This window comes from Alloscardovia criceti DSM 17774 (assembly GCF_000376885.1).
GTDB classification, from domain to species: domain Bacteria; phylum Actinomycetota; class Actinomycetes; order Actinomycetales; family Bifidobacteriaceae; genus Alloscardovia; species Alloscardovia criceti.
This window is the reverse complement of record NZ_AQXR01000008.1, coordinates 83,918-100,311: the sequence shown is the minus strand read 5'-3', so window position 1 is coordinate 100,311 and position 16,394 is coordinate 83,918. Positions and strand designations below refer to the sequence as shown.

The following is a 16,394-nucleotide window of genomic DNA, read 5'->3' as shown; positions in this document are numbered from 1 at the left end:
AGAAGGGCTCAAACTGTGGGCTTAGCCGCATAGACGTTGACACTTATCGTGTACCTGTTTTAGTTTGGAAATATGACTGTAGACATTGCTTTAAAACGTGCATATGCTCCGGCGCAACCGGATATCGATGGATATCGCATTCTTGTAGACCGCTTGTGGCCGCGGGGCGTGTCCAAAGAGAAGGCTGCAATCGATGCGTGGAATAAGGATATCGCACCTTCTCCGCAGCTGCGCACGTGGTGGGGGCACAATGTCGATACATATGTGGAATTTGCTGAGAAATACCGGGCAGAGTTGGATGAAAATCCTGCGGTGGGCCAGCTCATTGAGCTTATGAAAGAGCACAGCGATGGCCGCATCACCTTGGTGTACGGTGCAAAAGACGGTGTCTTCAACCATGCGCATGTGTTGCGCAATTACCTCATCGCGCAAACTTCTGAGAAAATTGAGCCTGTGGTCAATTCCCAAGGCTTTGAAATTTCCACGATTCCCGCGAAAAAGACCACGCGTAAGACTTCCATGCCTCCGAAGGCAGCAGATCTCAGCGGTCTTGTTTTCCGCAAGTTGACCACCGATGATGCCACAGCCTTACAATGGGTGGAGGCTGTCACCTTTGAAGACACGTTTTTGCTGACCAGCGAGCCACAGGATAACGACGGTTTTATCGCCGAGGCTTTCCGTCTTGAGACCATCGAGGAGGAGCTCAGCACTGAGAAAATGCTCCACTTCGGACTGATCGATGAACACAGCGGCGAAATGGCGGCCTTTTTGAAGGTGAACCTGTATGGCGTCCAAACCGAGGATGGTCCTGAAATTCCCCGCAACAGCTTGGAAGTCCAGCGTTTGTATGTGATGCCTCGCTTTAAGAGGCGCGGATTGGGCACGTATTTGATGGAAAAGGCTGTGGACATCGCTCAGGAGCACGGCTGCACATCTCTCTGGCTGGGCGTGTGGCAGTACAATTTCGCGGCGCAGCAGTTCTACAAGAGCTGGGGATACGAGCGTTTTAGCGAGCACACCTTCATGGTTGGAGAGGATCCACAAGTCGATTTCTTGCTCCAGAAAAAGCTTTAAACCAGACTCCTGCACGTATGTATATAAAATAGGCTGTGAGGTACTCGACCCGCAGCCTATTTTTTTTCTTAGTTTCGAGGCAATTAGCGCTGTACAAAGCTTTCGGACAGAGCCAGCATGCGCTGATCATCCGAAGAATTGTCCAGCGTAATCAAGCCTTTATCCGTGCTATCGGTCAGCGCATCCCTCTGAGCCAGCACCTCCTGCAGATGGCGTGCTGTGCCCTCATTACCGTCCACGATAGTCACATGCTCGGGCAGTATCTGTCGGAAATAATCGTGATAATACGTAAAATGCGTGCAACCGAGCACAATCGAATTCACAGAATTCATATCGTAATGATCCATATACTCGCGCAAAGTGGCATTGACCAAATCAGCATTACCGATCTCGCCCTTTTCCACAATTTCGACGAGCTTCGGGCAGGGCTGCTTTTCGATGGTGTGCACAGCAGAAAAACGCTGCATGAGATTGGCAAATTTCTTTTCACGCAACGTCAGGGGAGTAGCGGTGACAATCACGTGCTGGGGCTCACCCTGCCCCAAGTCACAGGCGAGCTTGAGCGCGGGCTCCATGCCAATAATAGGAATATCGTACGCCTCGCGCATGGCCTGGGCAGCTGCACTCGTAGCCGTATTGCAGGCGATAACAATGGCCTTCACGCCCTGAGAAATCAGATGATCCGCCACACGAAAACTCAACTCCTGCACGTCCTTAGTAGAACGCACACCGTAAGGCGCATGGGCAGAATCACCATAAAAAATAATATCCTCATGCGGCATGAGCTTGTGAATTTCATTAACTACAGAAATCCCTCCGAGTCCCGAGTCAAAAACACCTATCGGAGCAGTATTAGTCATTCATATCGCCTTCAAAAAATCGTGTTATCAGCTCAGCCTTGCGCACGCCATCATCATACATATCCAGCAATCCCTGGCGCGTCTTGCTCAGCGTGCCCAGACCATACGTGTCATCTGGACTGATAATCAGCAGCTTGCCCTGCTCTTGATAACGCTGTGCCAAAGCCATTTCATCATTATAGGTTTGAGCACGGTTGCGCAAAGCCTGCGCCGCCGCAGGGTACGTTCTCCTTAGAATACGTGCCGGTGCGGCATCCTTTTTAGGATCGCGCACAAAGTCATCTGGATGCGTGGTAATGAGCACCACCTGGTCGCAGCCATCGTCAAACGCACGTTGCACAGGAATAGGATCCGTCAGCCCGCCATCAAAATATGGTGCGCCTTGAATCATCACCGGTCGATTCGCCACGGGCACGCAGGATGACGCCATAATAACCGAATAATCATCCTGCGAAAGATCACTCTTCGAAAAATAATGCGGATTACCCGTCAACGCATTACTGGCAATAACCGTCAACGTCGTCGGATTTTCTACAAAAGCCTCATAATTTAACGGATACTCGCCATCGCTATTAGACAGGGTGCCATAGGCATAATCCAAACCAATAAAATCACGCTTTGTCAGCATATTCCTGAAGGAAGCGTAACGGTGACGGAACGCATACTCGATGTAAAAACGGTAGTTGCGCTTATACTGACCCGCTAAAAAGGAGGTCAAATTGCCACTGCCAGCCGAAATTCCATAACTATGATCAAAACTGTGACCCGCCTGAAGCGCGCCGTCTAACACTCCTGCACCAAAAATATCGCGATATCCGCCGCCAACGTCAATAATTCCCGTAACCATGCTTTATAGTTTAATGCGTCCCCTTCTCTCAGTGCGAAGAATTCGTTTCATTGCTCGAAGCGAAACCCCGTGAGTACTATGGTGCTATGGCATACCCACAGACAGTAATAAAAGCGCATGGCACCGGTAATGATTTTGTCATTTATCTGGACAAGACGGGAGAATTTGAGCCCACTCCGGAGGAGATTCGATTTTTAGATGACCGGCATTTCGGCATCGGGGGAGATGGATTGATTCGTTTGACCCCGCCGGAATATGTCAGCGATATCAGCGCGGAGCAGGCTCAGGCATTTCACGAGGCCGGAGCACACTGGTTTATGGATTATCGCAATGCCGATGGTTCTGTGGCTGAAATGTGCGGCAATGGCACGCGTGTGACCGCAGCGTTGGCGATGCGCGAGGGGCTGACACAGGCCAGCGCGGATGAGCCTTTTGCCTTGGCCACGCGCGCAGGCATCAAATATCTCACCTTTTTAGGAGCCGTGGAAGGCTTGGGCGAGCATGTTTTTAGCATCGATATGGGTCCGTGGTCTGCAGGCATGCCAGACGAGTACTTGGTGAGTGTAGCCTCGTCTGAGCAGCAAGGTATGGGCACTTTCGTAAATATGGGAAATCCACACGTTGTGAGCGTGGTGGGGCAGCAGCTCGATTTGTCTCAGCTCAGTATGGGCATGCAGCTGTCTGTGCAGGTGAATGCGTTGCCGGATGTGGAGGAACTGGATCTTCGCCGTGCGCCTGAGGTAAGCCCGCAGCTACCGGAGGGACAAAATGCGGAATTTGTGCGCATCGATGCCTATGACACGAGCACAAATCAGGGCGAAGCTACCATGCGCGTGTACGAGCGCGGAGCAGGTGAGACTCTATCTTGCGGCACGGGTCTGTGCGCTACGGGCGTGGTGCTGGCTCAGCGTATTGAGGTGAATAATTGGAGGATTCATGTGCCTGGCGGCACCTTGCTAGTGAATGTCAGTCCAGAGCGCGTTATCTTGACGGGTGACGCGCAGCTCGTGGCGGAAGTGACGCTGTATTAGGCGGGCATTGGTAAGTCAGTACTCCAAGTATTGCGGCACGCTTTCGAGAACGAATCAGCGTTTGCGGATCGACTCGTAAAATTCGTCCAGAGTTTTATTGAAAACCTCCGGCACGTCCATATTGACGCAATGCCCTGCCTGTTCAAAAATGACCATCCGGCTGTCCGGCTCGCGCTGGTGCCATTGCCGGGCTGCTTCTCGTGCCATAGGAATATCGAATTCTCCGCAGCCAATGAGCAGGGGATAATCTCTATCGCCTGTTTGATGCTGATTGATTAGGCTGTTGAGCGTGGCTAAATACCGAAAAGATTTTTTCGGGAATGTGATATTCATGGCATAAAAAGCATGTTGCGCTTGCTCGGTGTGGGCAGAAATTTTCTTGTTTTCTTCTGCAAACCATTTTACTGAGAAGAGTGCTTTCGCCATCATCGCCATCTGTTGGGCGCCATTGTGCTTTTGCATCGCGGCATCAAAATTATTGATGTCATAACCGCCAAAGCAGGCAAGCGAGCGCACACGCTCGGGATGATGATTCGCAAAATCCTGCGCCAGCACTGCGCCGATAGAAACACCCACAATATGTATGTGTCTGATATTTTCTGCATTCAAGATGTCGTATATCCACTCAGACATCCGGTCGATGCTATCGCCTTTCTGTGCGTCCGTCGATTCTCCGTGACCGAGGATATCGATGGCCACCACGTTGTAGGATTGTTGAAAATACTCGATTTGCGCATCAAACATATGATGATGGACAAAAGCTGCGTGGATAAAAAGAATCCATTCGTCATGTTCCGTGCCGCTGATGAAATACGTGATAGGGCATTGAGAGAGCTTCATCGGTTTCATTTTTCCTCACATTTCATCCGGACTGCGTCAGGAGTTTTTCTCTGGAAAGTTCGGATTGTGCCTCACCGCATGTATCCGTTTATCCCTTGCAGTACCCGTTACTGAGCAATATACACGGTCTGGGGTGCCACGGTGCCGTTAACACAGAAAAAGCCCAGAACATACATCATTGTGTATTCTGGTCTTCCTGATAACCGTCTAGGGTTGTGAATATATCTCATCAACCTTCTTCTGGGTCAGCGTAAAACTATCATCGATGAGTTGCCGTAGCTGCTCTGTATCCGTGTGGGCGTCGAGTAGCACAGAAACCCAGTGCTTTTTGTTCATATGATACGCCGGGAAAATGCCCGGCTGCTCGATAAGAAACTCAACCTCACGCGGATCTGCTTTCAGATTGAGGACCTCGATAATTTTCGCACTATCGCTGATGCCGAGCAGACTTTCAGAAATATCCATGACCAGCCCGAACCATGCACGGCTGTAACCATGGCGTAAAACGGCAAAATTGGGATGATTCTGCCACGGATAATCCACTATGCAGTCGTAGTAATCATTCACAAAATCGATAACTGACTGTCCGGAGTCCAGCGCATCCATGATTCTTCTCGTATTATGAGGTCTAGCGGGATCATTAAGCGGCGAACAGGGCTGCCCCATACTTGAGCAGGATTATTGCTGCGACCGCTGCATACAGAAGCAAATCTACGAGCAAGTCAATATTGAGATGGTAGTAGTAATACAAAGCCTGAGATTTTCCGCCTATTCCTTGCATGGCAAAGGTGGCATGAGACATAGCCATGAATTGCAACATCGTGGACACGAGCAAAAGCATGCACCACGGGCACAGAGCCTGAATGACGAATACAGACTGGCTAAAAAGCCAGAGCGCATAGGCAAGCGCGAGCAGATTACCCACCCACGCGGCGAGAGCAAACCAGCGAGGCATCGTAATACGCGCTAAACCAATTACTGCCACAGTCACAAAGACGCTTTCTGCCGCAATGCCAAAGAAGGCATTAGGAAAACTCAACGAACCAAAGCGGATAAATTCCGACTGCCAAGAATTTGCCACATCCGAGCAGGAAATCACGGCATTTACATCACAGCCCAAGCTTGCTTGTGGATTGCGTGCTAATTGCAATGTTTCAGCGCTTAACACAAAGGAGACGAGCAGAGCCGTGGCCGAGGCTAGGAGCATGACGAGATATAACCATGTGGATGCATGACGCCAACCGTGAAGTTTTACCATAATTTCGCCTTTCGTTACGGGCTCAGTCTACGATAGAACTATGACTGCTTCACAAGATTTAGGGTGGGATTTGCATTGCCACACGGTGTTTTCGGATGGCACCTATAGTCCATCGGGATTAATTCGCTTGGCTCAAAGCCAAGGACTTCAGGGTGTGGCAATTAGTGATCATGACACGATAGCCGGTTGGCAAGAAGCAAAGAAGACATCCCTCGAGCTGGGGTACCCGCTCATCCGGGGCACAGAAATTACGGCTCAGCACGATCATGGTCGAGTCAGCGTGCACGTGTTGGCGTATCTCTATGACTGCGAAGACCACAATGTGCTGGACTTGTATGAGCGCATGCGGCAGCGCAGGGTAGAGCGTGCCAAAATCATGGTGGAGAAGATTTCGCAGGATTATCCTATTTCTTGGCAGTCCGTGTTGGATCAGGCGCACGAGGGGGACTCGACGACCATTGGTCGTCCCCACATCGCCGATGCCTTGGTAGAAGCGGGCGTTTACCATACGCGTTCGGATGCTTTTGCGGGCATTATTTCCGGTAAAAGTCCGTACTATATTCCTGTGCTTTCACCACGCGTGTCCGAGGTTGTGACAGCTTTGAAGAATGCCGGAGGCGTGGTGGTTTTGGCTCACTGCGGTGCACCTTCACGAAATCGCGAGTTGCTCAGCGATGAGGACATCGAATTCTTCACCAAAGAATGTGGCTTGGATGGATTGGAAGTGCATCATCGGGATAATCCTCAAGCCCAGCAAGAGCGTTTAACTCATCTCGCGCATAAGTTAGGTCTGCTTATCACCGGTGGGTCGGATTGGCATGGCAGTGGCAAGCCCAATGTCTTAGGCGAAAATACGACGGACAACGAGACGGCGATGGAAATTATACGCCGTGGTCGTATTAGAGTGCTTCCTTAACGTCACTCAAAAACGTACGAAAAAGGGGAATCCGTTCGGCCTGTCCGCGGATTCCCCTTTTTGATGGAGTATTTAGTGAGTTCGCTGCGTTTTACAAGGCACCAAAACCCACTGGATGCGTAGATTCAGAACCCACAATGGCATATGCCAAGGTGGTAACAGGCACAACGAAGGTACGACCCTTTTCATCGGTCAACTCCAAGGTGCGCTGAGCAGAAATTGCCTCATTAATCTTCGCACTCACGTCTTGAGCAGATTCTTTTGTTTCAAAAGTAAGGGCTTTTCCTACATTTTGTACGCCAATTTCTACAAGCATGATTTTCCTTTCGTGAACGAATACTGATACCCAGTTTAGTATTTATTGCTCGTCAGCAGCGTCGTTTTCATGGGCAGCGAAGACCGTTGTCTCGATCTCATCCTGCACGATGGCGGATTCGCCGGTGTCACTATCCTCGTCCGTGTGCTCCTGATTATCCACCGGGGACTGCGCTTGAGCGGGACCAGACACCTGAGAAAGGGTCTTATCCGAGCTCATCACAAAACCAAAGGAATCCACCGGCACGTAGCTGCTCTGGGAAGTGTAAGTCAGGCCTTCGCGTGCATGACGTGCTGCCGCTGCCGCGGACTGGGCCTGCATAGCAATCGTAGCTTCTTGATCGATCAATGCAGCATTGGTTAATTCCACGCTGGCCACATTTATATCTTCCAGACTTTCGGCCACTGCATCCGCGTCCGTTTGATCAGCTGTGTAGCCGTGGGATACAGGCGTCGCCTGCGAGTCTGAGGTAAAGGTAAAGCTTTCCGACTGGCTGGGCGTGGAATTCCAGTTTTTGCGAGCCGACTGCTGCGGTGGGGCAGGAGCCGTAGACGTACCGGCAAAAGCCTGTGTGCCGTCAAAAGTCTCAGACACATTGCGTGCAGACTCAATGGTGTTGTCATCCGTCGTGCCGCCGCTCATTTCAGCGCGCACAGGCGCATTCTCTTCCGCGTGCACCTGAGGAGAGCGCATACCAGAATCCACCACAAAGCGTGTGTGTGCAGCCTTGCTCGAGTGGCCACCACGCGAGCGAGTTTCTGCCTTTCCTTGCACGGCCTCCGGATTTTCCAGCAAATCGCCCACCGTCAAAGAGGACTTCTTTTCAATAGGCTCACGCTGAGGATTATTCTTCGCAATCTGATGCGCCAAAGAATTAACCTGAGACTTGAAGGCCAATATCTTGGTAGTATCTGCATTTGTCAGCGCGCGCATATACTCACCGACCTGCTCCATCTGCGTCCACAAGCCCGCACGCAGCCAAATCATATTGTCCAAACGGCTGCCCATCACGCGGCTGTATGCTGCAATAAATGCGTCCCGATGAGATTTATTCAAATGCGTAAAAATCCATGCCAAATCACGCGCAGGATCGTTAATCTGCATATTTTCCCAATGGCGGATAGCATTCACCGAATCAGCGAGGAACAGAAAATCGCCGTTTTCCATGCCGCCATGCACTAAGCGGGTATTGAAATTCCACAAGCCTTCTGTGCCAATAATATTTTTCCAATTACGGATAATCTCCGAAGGAATATGCCCAGCATTTTCCAAATTGCGAATCCACGCATGCAATTGGTTTTGGATATCCTTCGCCGTATAGGAAGGATATTTCGCAGCGCGTAGAAAGCCGGGGCGCAAACGGTGAATCGTTGCAATGGCAGTGCCCGCCGCAGTGCATTGGGCGGAGGTCAAATTGCGCAAGGCCACAGCATCGCCATCGATGTGTGGGGTAATGTACACGGCCGTATCAGCCGTAACGCCGCGAATATCATCACCGGGCATATATAAGGTGTACTTTTCCAGCGCAAAACTTAAACCCGCTGGAGTATTAGAATGTGACAGCACAAAGGCCGCTTTAGCGCGGTCCTTCAAAATTTTCTTGCCTTCCGGGCTAGATGAAACGCTGACATCATATTCCACGCCTTCAACGCTGGTAATGACAGCGGTTACGATATCTTTCTTGTCGCCACTCATGAAAAACTGTTCCGACCCGCGTGTGGACGCGACGGAAAGCTCAGGTATGGCGGCGGACGCAAGGGCTGCTATTTCTAATACTGAACGTTGACTCACAGTTTTAAGAATAATACACGGCGCATAAGTTGTGTACCATAGGTGTGTATGACGACATCTCCAGCTGCTTATGATTCCATTGTGGACGGGTTAGACGACAAACAGCGTGAAGCCGTCGAGTCCCTTCAAGGGCCGGTACGCATCATAGCCGGAGCAGGTGCAGGCAAAACGCGTACGATTACGCGCCGCATCGCATACGCATGCGCCACACGGCAGTGGAGTCCCGATGCTACTCTCGCTGTCACCTACACCAATAAAGCTGCAGATGAAATGAAAAACCGTCTCGCATCCTTGCAAGTCCGTGGTGTGCACACGAGCACCTTCCACTCCGCCGCATATTCGCAGCTTAGACGTGCATGGCGCATTCTCTCGCACCGAGATTCGCCGGAAATTTCCAGCGATATGAATCTTTACGCCAATGCCGCACTCTCGCGTGTGCTCGAATTTGACGATTATACGGATGCTGAAATTAGCCAAATCATCCAAGAAATATCCTGGATGAAAGTCAATCTCATCCCATATGAGGACTATAAACGCGTAGTCACCGCTCTTCATCGCACACTGCCGCTGGATACAACGCCTGAGCAAATACTAGATATTGCGCACAATTTTGAATTAGAAAAACGACGTCACAACGTCATCGATTTCGACGATAGCTTGCTGCTGCTATCGCATATTTACGAAAACTATGAGGAATTAGCCGAAGAATTTCGTCAAAATATGCGCCATATTACCATTGACGAGTATCAGGATGTGTCTGCGCTCCAGCACCGCTTGCTCACCTTATGGCTGGGCGAGCACAGAGATATTTGTGTGGTAGGCGATCCGGCGCAGACGATTTACTCCTACGCGGGTGCAACGAGTTACTATCTGACCCATTTTGATGAGGAATTTGCGCCAGTATCCAAGGATATTCAGCTCAATACGGATTACCGATCCAGCGGACATATCGTCGAATTTGCAAACGCCACGCTGGCTCACTCCTTAGAGGCTGAACATTACATAGAATTGCGCACAGACAATGAGCCCGGACCGAAAGTCAATATCGCACGATTCGATACGGATGAAAACCAGCTTCGAGGCATAGCTTCACGCATCCGGTGGCACATGAGTAGAGGCGCCAAACTCCGTGATTTTGCGGTGTTAACGCGAACACGGGCGCGCGCTCGCGAGATGGCGAGAATTTGCCGTCAGCAAGGACTGGAAGTCAACGTTAAACTCGATAACGACGTAGTGCTGCTGGGAGCGCAGGAGAAGGAAGCCGTAACGATTTCCACCATTCATGCAGCCAAAGGTTTGGAATGGGATACGGTGTTTATACCCGACTGTTTTGAAGGGAATTTACCGTATAACCCTGACCGCAGTGATGATCAGGATAATGAGCATCTCGAGGAAGAACGGCGCATTTTTTATGTGGCGCTTACGCGTGGCATTCGCCAGGTTTATCTGTGCTATGCGGACCGTGCATATGAAAACGCCTACGCAGGAGACCGTACCGTAAGCCGATTTGTGCGGGAAGCGCATAATGCCATTCGCCGGCAGCATCGTAAATCTTAGCTGGGTCAGGGGCACACGCGGCATATATTGCAGCGCATATAAACATATAAAAAGGTGGTGAAGCTCAGACTTCACCACCTTGAATCTCTAAAGTTGGGATTGTGGGGCAAGACTTTTAATCTTGCGCTCCCTGTTCATCCTCACTGTCCTGATCAGCGCCGTCCTGATTATCGCCCGCTTGATCCTCGTTCTGAGGATTCTCTTCAGAAGTATCCGAAGCATCGTCAGATTTTGTAGGCTTATCCTTGCTGGATTCTTCCGCATCCAGCAACTGCTCCAGCTCACTATCCCAGTCGATAGAGGAGAAGGAAGCATGGGACTGCGATGGAGTAGGAGCAGAGGAGTCAGTATTTTCGGTAGCCGATTGCGCCTGCGCAGGAGTTTGTGCAGTATTATCTTCAGAAGCAACAGCATTTTCGGCATCGTCATCCGGTTCGCTAAACAATCCAGAATCCAGCTCAGCCAAGTCCTGTGTAGACAGCGTTGTTTGCTTGTCTGCGCTTTTGAGCTCGCGCATTACATCATCAGCGAGTACCGGTAACGAATCCGGGTGCTGCCAATGCGCATCTCTGCCTTCCTGACCTTCCGCAAGCGTCAATGTTTCCCACATTTCGCTGGCTTCGCGCATCTTCTTCGGATGGAGACTCAAACCTACCAAAGATTCGAAACTCCGCGTAGCAGCAGAGCCAGAAATGCGCTCGCGACGTAGCATTTCGCGCAATTGCTCAATGTGCGGTAAGTACGGCATGCCCGCATGCCATACCACGCTATCCACCCAGCCCTCTACAAGTGCGAGCAGTGTTTCCAAACGATTCAAGGCCTCGCGTTGCTCCGGCGTGTTTGTAATGCCCACTTTGCCAAGATTTACAGCGCCTGCGATGGACTCCGGATTCATAGCCTGCGCCTCGCGCAGCTCCTGCTCCATAGCATCCAAATCTATGCTGATCGAGCGTGCATACTTGGAAATAAGCGCCTTAAACTGCGGCATCAACCACGGCACATTATGGAATAGTCGTGCATGAGCGCTTTCTACCAACAGCAGGTAGCTCAAGACCTCAGACTCGTCGATTTCCAAGGTGTCGGCGTATGCTTTCACATTTTCTGGCACGATGCCACCAGAAGGATTATCTGTCAACGCTATAATTTGGTCAAAGGTTCCACGCACTTCATGGGATAGCGCACCCGCTGCAGAGCCGAACTGCATTGCATACGAGGTATTGCCCAACACGCTGAGCAGTTTGCCAGGATCCTTTAAATCATCCGGCAGTGGAATATTAACCGGTCCTGCAAAAAGACCAGAAATTTCACCATCTAATCCTTGAGAGCCAAATCTTTCCATAAACACCGTAGACAAGGCATTATTCATGGAAGAAGCCACAGGAGCCGCAAAATCAAGCCATTGTGGCAGCGTTTCCTCCACCCATTCATTACGGGTGTATACGCTAATCGGCTCGGTCGACGGGATTAAAGTCGTGGCAGAATCCAGCCATAAATTGACTTCCGAATTTGCGCTGCGTACTTTCTGTGACTGAGCAGCGCTGATGACGGTGATATCTTCGCCTTCGCGCGCACGTTGCTGTGCTATATTTTTCGCCAATCGTCGATTAATCGGACCAGAATCCAAGGTATTTTGAATATCCGTAAACGAATTCATGCCGCTTTCGGTAAAGGCTTGCATCAAGGACTGTACTTCATGAGGATTTGGCAATCCCTTTTGGCCTTCGCGTAAAAGCTGTTCGCGCACGTATTCAGGAAGCTCTTGGAACTGCTGCCATGCCATCTCGCCTTCAAAAGGCCCGAAGGAGTCAATCATCCACTTGTGCAGTTCTTCTTCGTTCATACCGTCGTCCATAAGATCCAATCCTCGTAAAAGTTCCTTTGCCACAATATTATGAGAGTTATGAATGAAATGCATAATGAATTGCCGCCAGCGGAGAAACTTTCACTCCTTCAGCGTATTTCGCACTGGGTTTCTGCTCCATGGAAGCGCATGGGAGCGGGGAAGAGGCGTCGCGTGAAGGCATATATCGTGGCCTTCATCATTATGCTGGTGTTGTTGCTTGCGCCGAGTCCCTTTGCTATCGAGATGCCGGGACCCACAGCCAATGTGCTGGGCGCCGTCAGTGCCGAGTCTTCCGAGAAAATGATTGATATTTCTGGTGTACAAACCTACGCAGATAAAGGGGAGTTGCGTTTAGTCACGGTTTCAGCCACGGGCGTGCCGGGATACGCCATTCCGACGGCGGCCGCTATCTGGGCATGGTTTGATCCGCATATGGCGATTATGCCACAAGAAGCCGTGTACTCCGTGGATACTACTGCAGACGAATACGAGCAGGAGGGTGCCGATGAAATGACGTCGGCTCAAGACTCTGCCGTTACGGTGGCACAACGCTATGCGTCGGATAATCTGGGCATCGATACGAGTCATATGAGTGTTAAACTGCGTGTGGATGACATTGGCGGCCCATCGGCGGGCATGATGTATACCTTGGGAATCATTACTTCATTAACACCACAAGATGAGGCGGAAGGAAAGATTATCGCAGGTACCGGCACTATCGAATCCGACGGTAGTGTAGGAAAAATTGGAGGCATCCAACTGAAACTCCTCGGTGCCAAGCGCGATGGAGCCGACTATTTCATTGCCCCACAGAGCAATTGCGATGAAGTAACCGGACATATCCCTCAAGGTATGCAGGTCTTCTCCGTAACGAATATTGAGGAAGCCTACAAAACCGTGCAGGCAATCGGCTCAGGTGATACACAGGGATTGGCGAGTTGTCCGAGTAACTGACAGCGTGAGCCATTGTGGATAACACGCCTTAAGACACGCTTTTGGGTGGGAAATGCCGTTTTTCCGTGTGTTTTGTTATCCTCGAACTGTGTCTAATACAACAAATGAAGCACAGGAATTCGGATTCCAGCCAGGAGATGTAGTACAAGAGTGGCTGTGGGACGATGATGTGGATGAAACATTACGTTCGGCATTAGAAGACTACCTCGATGAGGAACTCGTCGACGAAGAATACGATTCAGGCGTTGACGGTGTAATCTTGTGGTGGCGCGATGGTGATGATGAGGACGAGCTTGCCGACACCATTGTAGATGCCACATCTTTGCTCAATGAAGGAGCACCAATCTGGGTGTTTACGCCAAAGCCAGGTCGTCCAGGAGCTATTCGTTCTACCACATTGCAGAATGCTGCAAAGACTGCAGGAATGAACGCTTCCACGCCGGAAACAATCGGCCCAGATTGGAATGGTATTAGACTCCGCGCATTCGGCCGTGGTCGTCAGTAAACTTAATTCACGTGTTGTTTCAGCGCCTGCATAGTCGGGCGCTGAAACTTAGTGTTTTAGTGTGGGGAGTATGCCTGATTGAGGTACCCCTCGAAAAACAGACTCTTTCACAAAAGACCTGCTCTTTTGCGGAGCGAAGTCTGTCTTTTGTGCGATGCGATGGAGCATCTTCTCTGTGTTCTGCGTCGACATATCTGGTGCGATATACCTTCAATCCTTTACACTTTTAATAGCACAATGTCAGTGCGGATGAAAGCACTGAAGTCAAACACAGTGAGCAAAGGAGCCTGCGATGGATATGTCATCTACTCAAAACCCAATGGAGGGTCCGGGATTTTCCGATAATTCTTCTGCCTCAGCCATTATTGAGCAGGCGAAAACACTGGGGAATTGGAAAGAAGCTGGACATCTGTGGTCGTATATCGATGAAGATTTACAGGCTGAGGGTGCTGAACATGTGTCTTTGATAGCTCGCAAAGCAGCAGTTCTTATGCGCTCAGAATGCTGTAAAGTCGATTTTCCTCGTATTATTTCATGGCAGTTACCAGAGGATGTGGTAGCGCATCTGGCCATTCCTTATATTGAGGACAATAATAGAGCGCACTATCTCGATGTTTTCGCACCTGCCGATGCGAATGCCGAGCGCCTCTATCCTGTGGTCATAGACGATCACGGTGGCGGTTTCGTGTATGGATTGCGCGAGCTCAATCGCAGTTTCGCTATGCATTTAGCACATCGTGGTTTTGTGGTGGTAGTGCCCAGTTATCGTCCGGGACCTCGCCATAACTTTGCAGAAATGCTCACCGATTTGTCCCAGGCTTACGCATGGACGAAAGAAAATATCGCTTCATTCGGTGGGGATACGTCGAAGCTGTTTCTTACTGGGGATTCTGCCGGTGGATGCATGGCGCTGTACAGCTCACAAATTGAAAATAGTGTAGAAATGAGCGAAAAGACCGGTGTGCCACAGGCGGGAATTGATATCAAAGGTTTGCTGCTTGTCTGTGGCGTTTACGATTTAACGGCGTGCATGAGCACAAAGCCAACAGGTAATGTGCTGGATGGTTTTAAGAAAGAGATATTCCAAACAGTCAGGGAAGGGTTTGAGCAGTATAGCAAGACGGATAATGTACTTGCCGCTGCCCCGCTTCCACCAGTATTTATCAACACGGCTGAGGATGATTTCCTCCACGATGAAAATGTGCAGCTGGCCGAGCGACTAGAAAAACTCGGCGTGGAGTGTGAGCTGGATGATGCCAGGACCAGCGAATCGGGGGAGCTTGGACACGTATATGTGGTCGGACTTGCTACACATCCACGCTCGCAAGAAACGCTGGATAAGATGGCTGCATTTATGACCCGTGTCATTACAGAAACCGATTAAAGGAAAACGCCGTGTTGCGTGCTGCTCGGCTGAGGTTGCAATCGCACTCACGGTCGGGCAGCAATGCATATCTCGAAGCGTCGCGCATACGGTAGTTGCACCATTGAAGGGAACACTATGATTAAAATCGCATTTTTTGATGTCGATGGGACTTTGCTCAAGATGGGGCACAAAGACCCCTCCGATAAAACCATTTTTGCCTTGCAACAATTACGCAAGAATGGTGTTTTGATATGTATGGCTACGGGCAGAGGATATCCGGCCGTGCCACAATTTGAAGGTATTGAATTCGATATTTTATTGACATTCAATGGTTCTTATGTGCGAAATAAGGAACAGGTTATTTTCAGTATGCCGCTCGATCAGGAGGATAAATTTACGATTGTCAAGAATCTTACCGCCATGAATCGGGCGGCTGCTGTGAGCACAGAATCTGAAATCGTCGCCAATGGTACGGATGACGCCTTGAAGCAGTATTTTGCGTTTGGCAGTGAAGACTTGGTTGTTTCTGCAGATTTTGACAGAATCTGTGCAGAAAAGGTTTTTCAGATGATGTGCTCCGCCACAGAAGCGGAGTATGAACAAGTACTGAAAGGCACACGGCATACTCAAATAACAGCATGGTGGGATAAAGCTTTGGATATCATCCCTGCAATGAGTGGAAAGGGGAGAGCTACCAAAGCCGTCTTAGATTATTACGGGTTTACCCCCGAGGAGGCCTTAGCATTTGGCGATGGCAGAAATGATATAGAGATGCTCGAAGCCGTGGGTACGGGAATCGCCATGGATAATGCAAAAGACGAAGTAAAAGCGCGCGCCGATGAGATATGCCAGTCCGTAGAAAACGATGGTATTTATTACTATTGCGTGGAAAAGCAACTGATTCACAGTGTGGATTAAAGCTTGATGCATAGTGATGCGTGATTGTGTTATCTTTCCAACTCAGCAAAACATACGCAAAAGATAAACTTACTCGTGCTCTCGCACATGTGCACACAACGTGAGCAATATGCGTGAAATGAGTAACAAAACAAAAAATCACTGAACACAAAATCCTAGTGATTTCATCTCAGTGATTTCCTATAATCGGTGGGCGATAAGGGACTCGAACCCCTGACATCCACGGTGTAAACGTGGCGCTCTAGCCAACTGAGCTAATCGCCCGACTTGGTATAAATTAGCAGAGGCTTAAGATAAGTGCAAGCTTCGGCGTGTTCG

General features: G+C 50.0%; 16 protein-coding genes, 1 tRNA gene and 1 pseudogene. 9 read left to right on the top strand and 9 right to left on the bottom strand.

Going from position 1 to position 16,394, the window contains the following annotated elements:
* Positions 1-72: 72 nt before the first annotated feature.
* Positions 73-444 (top strand): annotated as a pseudogene (locus tag D570_RS09605) (DUF488 domain-containing protein); the annotation flags it as partial.
* A 75-nt stretch (positions 445-519) separates the two neighbouring features.
* Positions 520-1,074: a GNAT family N-acetyltransferase gene (locus D570_RS09675; RefSeq protein WP_033376795.1), complete on the top strand. Its 555-nt coding sequence runs from the start codon at positions 520-522 to the stop codon at positions 1,072-1,074.
* Between the two features lie 83 nt (positions 1,075-1,157).
* Here D570_RS09675 and murI read toward each other — a convergent pair whose 3' ends face one another.
* Together murI and D570_RS0101970 are read right to left on the bottom strand one after the other, a co-directional pair.
* A complete protein-coding gene (gene murI, locus D570_RS0101975) occupies positions 1,158-1,934 on the bottom strand; it encodes a glutamate racemase (RefSeq protein WP_018142727.1) in 777 nt (258 codons plus the stop codon).
* Positions 1,927-2,781 (bottom strand): patatin-like phospholipase family protein, encoded by an 855-nt coding sequence (locus tag D570_RS0101970; protein WP_018142726.1) that lies wholly within the window; start codon positions 2,779-2,781, stop codon positions 1,927-1,929. Before D570_RS0101970 ends, murI begins: the two co-directional genes overlap by 8 nt.
* Before the next feature lie 86 nt (positions 2,782-2,867).
* On the opposite strand from D570_RS0101970, the gene dapF reads away from it, so the two are divergent.
* Positions 2,868-3,812, top strand: coding sequence for a diaminopimelate epimerase (dapF, locus tag D570_RS0101965; protein ID WP_018142725.1), 945 nt, complete (start codon positions 2,868-2,870; stop codon positions 3,810-3,812).
* Positions 3,813-3,866: 54 nt separating this feature from the next.
* Here dapF and D570_RS0101960 read toward each other — a convergent pair whose 3' ends face one another.
* The 3 genes from D570_RS0101960 to D570_RS08225 all read right to left on the bottom strand — a co-directional run bounded on the left by D570_RS0101960 (position 3,867) and on the right by D570_RS08225 (position 5,910).
* The gene (locus D570_RS0101960; RefSeq protein ID WP_026181780.1) at positions 3,867-4,661 is read right to left on the bottom strand and encodes an alpha/beta fold hydrolase; all 795 of its coding nucleotides are present in this window, start codon (positions 4,659-4,661) and stop codon (positions 3,867-3,869) included.
* Positions 4,662-4,859: 198 nt separating this feature from the next.
* Entirely contained in the window at positions 4,860-5,258 is a 399-nt protein-coding gene (locus D570_RS0101955) for an MmcQ/YjbR family DNA-binding protein (protein WP_018142723.1), read from the bottom strand.
* A 34-nt stretch (positions 5,259-5,292) separates the two neighbouring features.
* Positions 5,293-5,910 (bottom strand): vitamin K epoxide reductase family protein, encoded by a 618-nt coding sequence (locus D570_RS08225; RefSeq protein ID WP_018142722.1) that lies wholly within the window; start codon positions 5,908-5,910, stop codon positions 5,293-5,295.
* A 40-nt stretch (positions 5,911-5,950) separates the two neighbouring features.
* On the opposite strand from D570_RS08225, the gene D570_RS0101945 reads away from it, so the two are divergent.
* Positions 5,951-6,826 (top strand): PHP domain-containing protein, encoded by an 876-nt coding sequence (locus D570_RS0101945; protein ID WP_018142721.1) that lies wholly within the window; start codon positions 5,951-5,953, stop codon positions 6,824-6,826.
* Between the two features lie 91 nt (positions 6,827-6,917).
* Here the strand turns inward: D570_RS0101945 and D570_RS0101940 are convergent, their stop codons facing one another.
* Complete coding sequence (locus D570_RS0101940) at positions 6,918-7,142, bottom strand: DUF3107 domain-containing protein (protein ID WP_018142720.1); 225 nt, start codon at positions 7,140-7,142, stop codon at positions 6,918-6,920.
* Between the two features lie 42 nt (positions 7,143-7,184).
* Entirely contained in the window at positions 7,185-8,837 is a 1,653-nt protein-coding gene (locus D570_RS08220; protein ID WP_018142719.1) for a phosphotransferase, read from the bottom strand.
* A gap of 144 nt (positions 8,838-8,981) precedes the next feature.
* On the opposite strand from D570_RS08220, the gene D570_RS08215 reads away from it, so the two are divergent.
* Positions 8,982-10,490, top strand: coding sequence for an ATP-dependent helicase (locus D570_RS08215; protein ID WP_018142718.1), 1,509 nt, complete (start codon positions 8,982-8,984; stop codon positions 10,488-10,490).
* A 115-nt stretch (positions 10,491-10,605) separates the two neighbouring features.
* On the opposite strand, the gene D570_RS0101925 is transcribed toward D570_RS08215, so the two are convergent.
* A complete protein-coding gene (locus D570_RS0101925) occupies positions 10,606-12,330 on the bottom strand; it encodes a zinc-dependent metalloprotease (protein ID WP_033376790.1) in 1,725 nt (574 codons plus the stop codon).
* A 60-nt stretch (positions 12,331-12,390) separates the two neighbouring features.
* On the opposite strand from D570_RS0101925, the gene D570_RS0101920 reads away from it, so the two are divergent.
* From D570_RS0101920 to D570_RS0101905, 4 genes are all read left to right on the top strand, one after another.
* Positions 12,391-13,287, top strand: coding sequence for a YlbL family protein (locus tag D570_RS0101920; RefSeq protein ID WP_169331212.1), 897 nt, complete (start codon positions 12,391-12,393; stop codon positions 13,285-13,287).
* 52 nt (positions 13,288-13,339) lie between these two features.
* Positions 13,340-13,792: a DUF3052 domain-containing protein gene (locus D570_RS0101915; RefSeq protein ID WP_018142715.1), complete on the top strand. Its 453-nt coding sequence runs from the start codon at positions 13,340-13,342 to the stop codon at positions 13,790-13,792.
* 292 nt (positions 13,793-14,084) lie between these two features.
* Positions 14,085-15,176 carry an alpha/beta hydrolase gene (locus D570_RS0101910; RefSeq protein WP_018142714.1) on the top strand — a complete coding sequence of 364 codons (1,092 nt, stop codon included), beginning with the start codon at positions 14,085-14,087 and terminating at the stop codon, positions 15,174-15,176.
* A gap of 117 nt (positions 15,177-15,293) precedes the next feature.
* Positions 15,294-16,076 (top strand): HAD family hydrolase, encoded by a 783-nt coding sequence (locus tag D570_RS0101905; RefSeq protein ID WP_018142713.1) that lies wholly within the window; start codon positions 15,294-15,296, stop codon positions 16,074-16,076.
* Between the two features lie 190 nt (positions 16,077-16,266).
* On the opposite strand, the gene D570_RS0101900 is transcribed toward D570_RS0101905, so the two are convergent.
* A tRNA-Val gene (locus D570_RS0101900) sits at positions 16,267-16,340 on the bottom strand.
* Positions 16,341-16,394 lie beyond the last annotated feature (54 nt).

Excerpts from the sequence above, each read along its gene's own strand:
- D570_RS09675 (WP_033376795.1), top strand. The coding sequence starts at position 520 with ATGCCTCCGAAGGCAGCAGATCTCAGCGGTCTTGTTTTCCGCAAGTTG.
- murI (WP_018142727.1), bottom strand. The coding sequence starts at position 1,934 with ATGACTAATACTGCTCCGATAGGTGTTTTTGACTCGGGACTCGGAGGG.
- D570_RS0101970 (WP_018142726.1), bottom strand. The coding sequence starts at position 2,781 with ATGGTTACGGGAATTATTGACGTTGGCGGCGGATATCGCGATATTTTT.
- dapF (WP_018142725.1), top strand. The coding sequence starts at position 2,868 with ATGGCATACCCACAGACAGTAATAAAAGCGCATGGCACCGGTAATGAT.
- D570_RS0101960 (WP_026181780.1), bottom strand. The coding sequence starts at position 4,661 with ATGAAACCGATGAAGCTCTCTCAATGCCCTATCACGTATTTCATCAGC.
- D570_RS0101955 (WP_018142723.1), bottom strand. The coding sequence starts at position 5,258 with ATGGATGCGCTGGACTCCGGACAGTCAGTTATCGATTTTGTGAATGAT.
- D570_RS08225 (WP_018142722.1), bottom strand. The coding sequence starts at position 5,910 with ATGGTAAAACTTCACGGTTGGCGTCATGCATCCACATGGTTATATCTC.
- D570_RS0101945 (WP_018142721.1), top strand. The coding sequence starts at position 5,951 with ATGACTGCTTCACAAGATTTAGGGTGGGATTTGCATTGCCACACGGTG.
- D570_RS0101940 (WP_018142720.1), bottom strand. The coding sequence starts at position 7,142 with ATGCTTGTAGAAATTGGCGTACAAAATGTAGGAAAAGCCCTTACTTTT.
- D570_RS08220 (WP_018142719.1), bottom strand. The coding sequence starts at position 8,837 with ATGAGTGGCGACAAGAAAGATATCGTAACCGCTGTCATTACCAGCGTT.
- D570_RS08215 (WP_018142718.1), top strand. The coding sequence starts at position 8,982 with ATGACGACATCTCCAGCTGCTTATGATTCCATTGTGGACGGGTTAGAC.
- D570_RS0101925 (WP_033376790.1), bottom strand. The coding sequence starts at position 12,330 with ATGAACGAAGAAGAACTGCACAAGTGGATGATTGACTCCTTCGGGCCT.
- D570_RS0101920 (WP_169331212.1), top strand. The coding sequence starts at position 12,391 with ATGAATGAAATGCATAATGAATTGCCGCCAGCGGAGAAACTTTCACTC.
- D570_RS0101915 (WP_018142715.1), top strand. The coding sequence starts at position 13,340 with ATGCCGTTTTTCCGTGTGTTTTGTTATCCTCGAACTGTGTCTAATACA.
- D570_RS0101910 (WP_018142714.1), top strand. The coding sequence starts at position 14,085 with ATGGATATGTCATCTACTCAAAACCCAATGGAGGGTCCGGGATTTTCC.
- D570_RS0101905 (WP_018142713.1), top strand. The coding sequence starts at position 15,294 with ATGATTAAAATCGCATTTTTTGATGTCGATGGGACTTTGCTCAAGATG.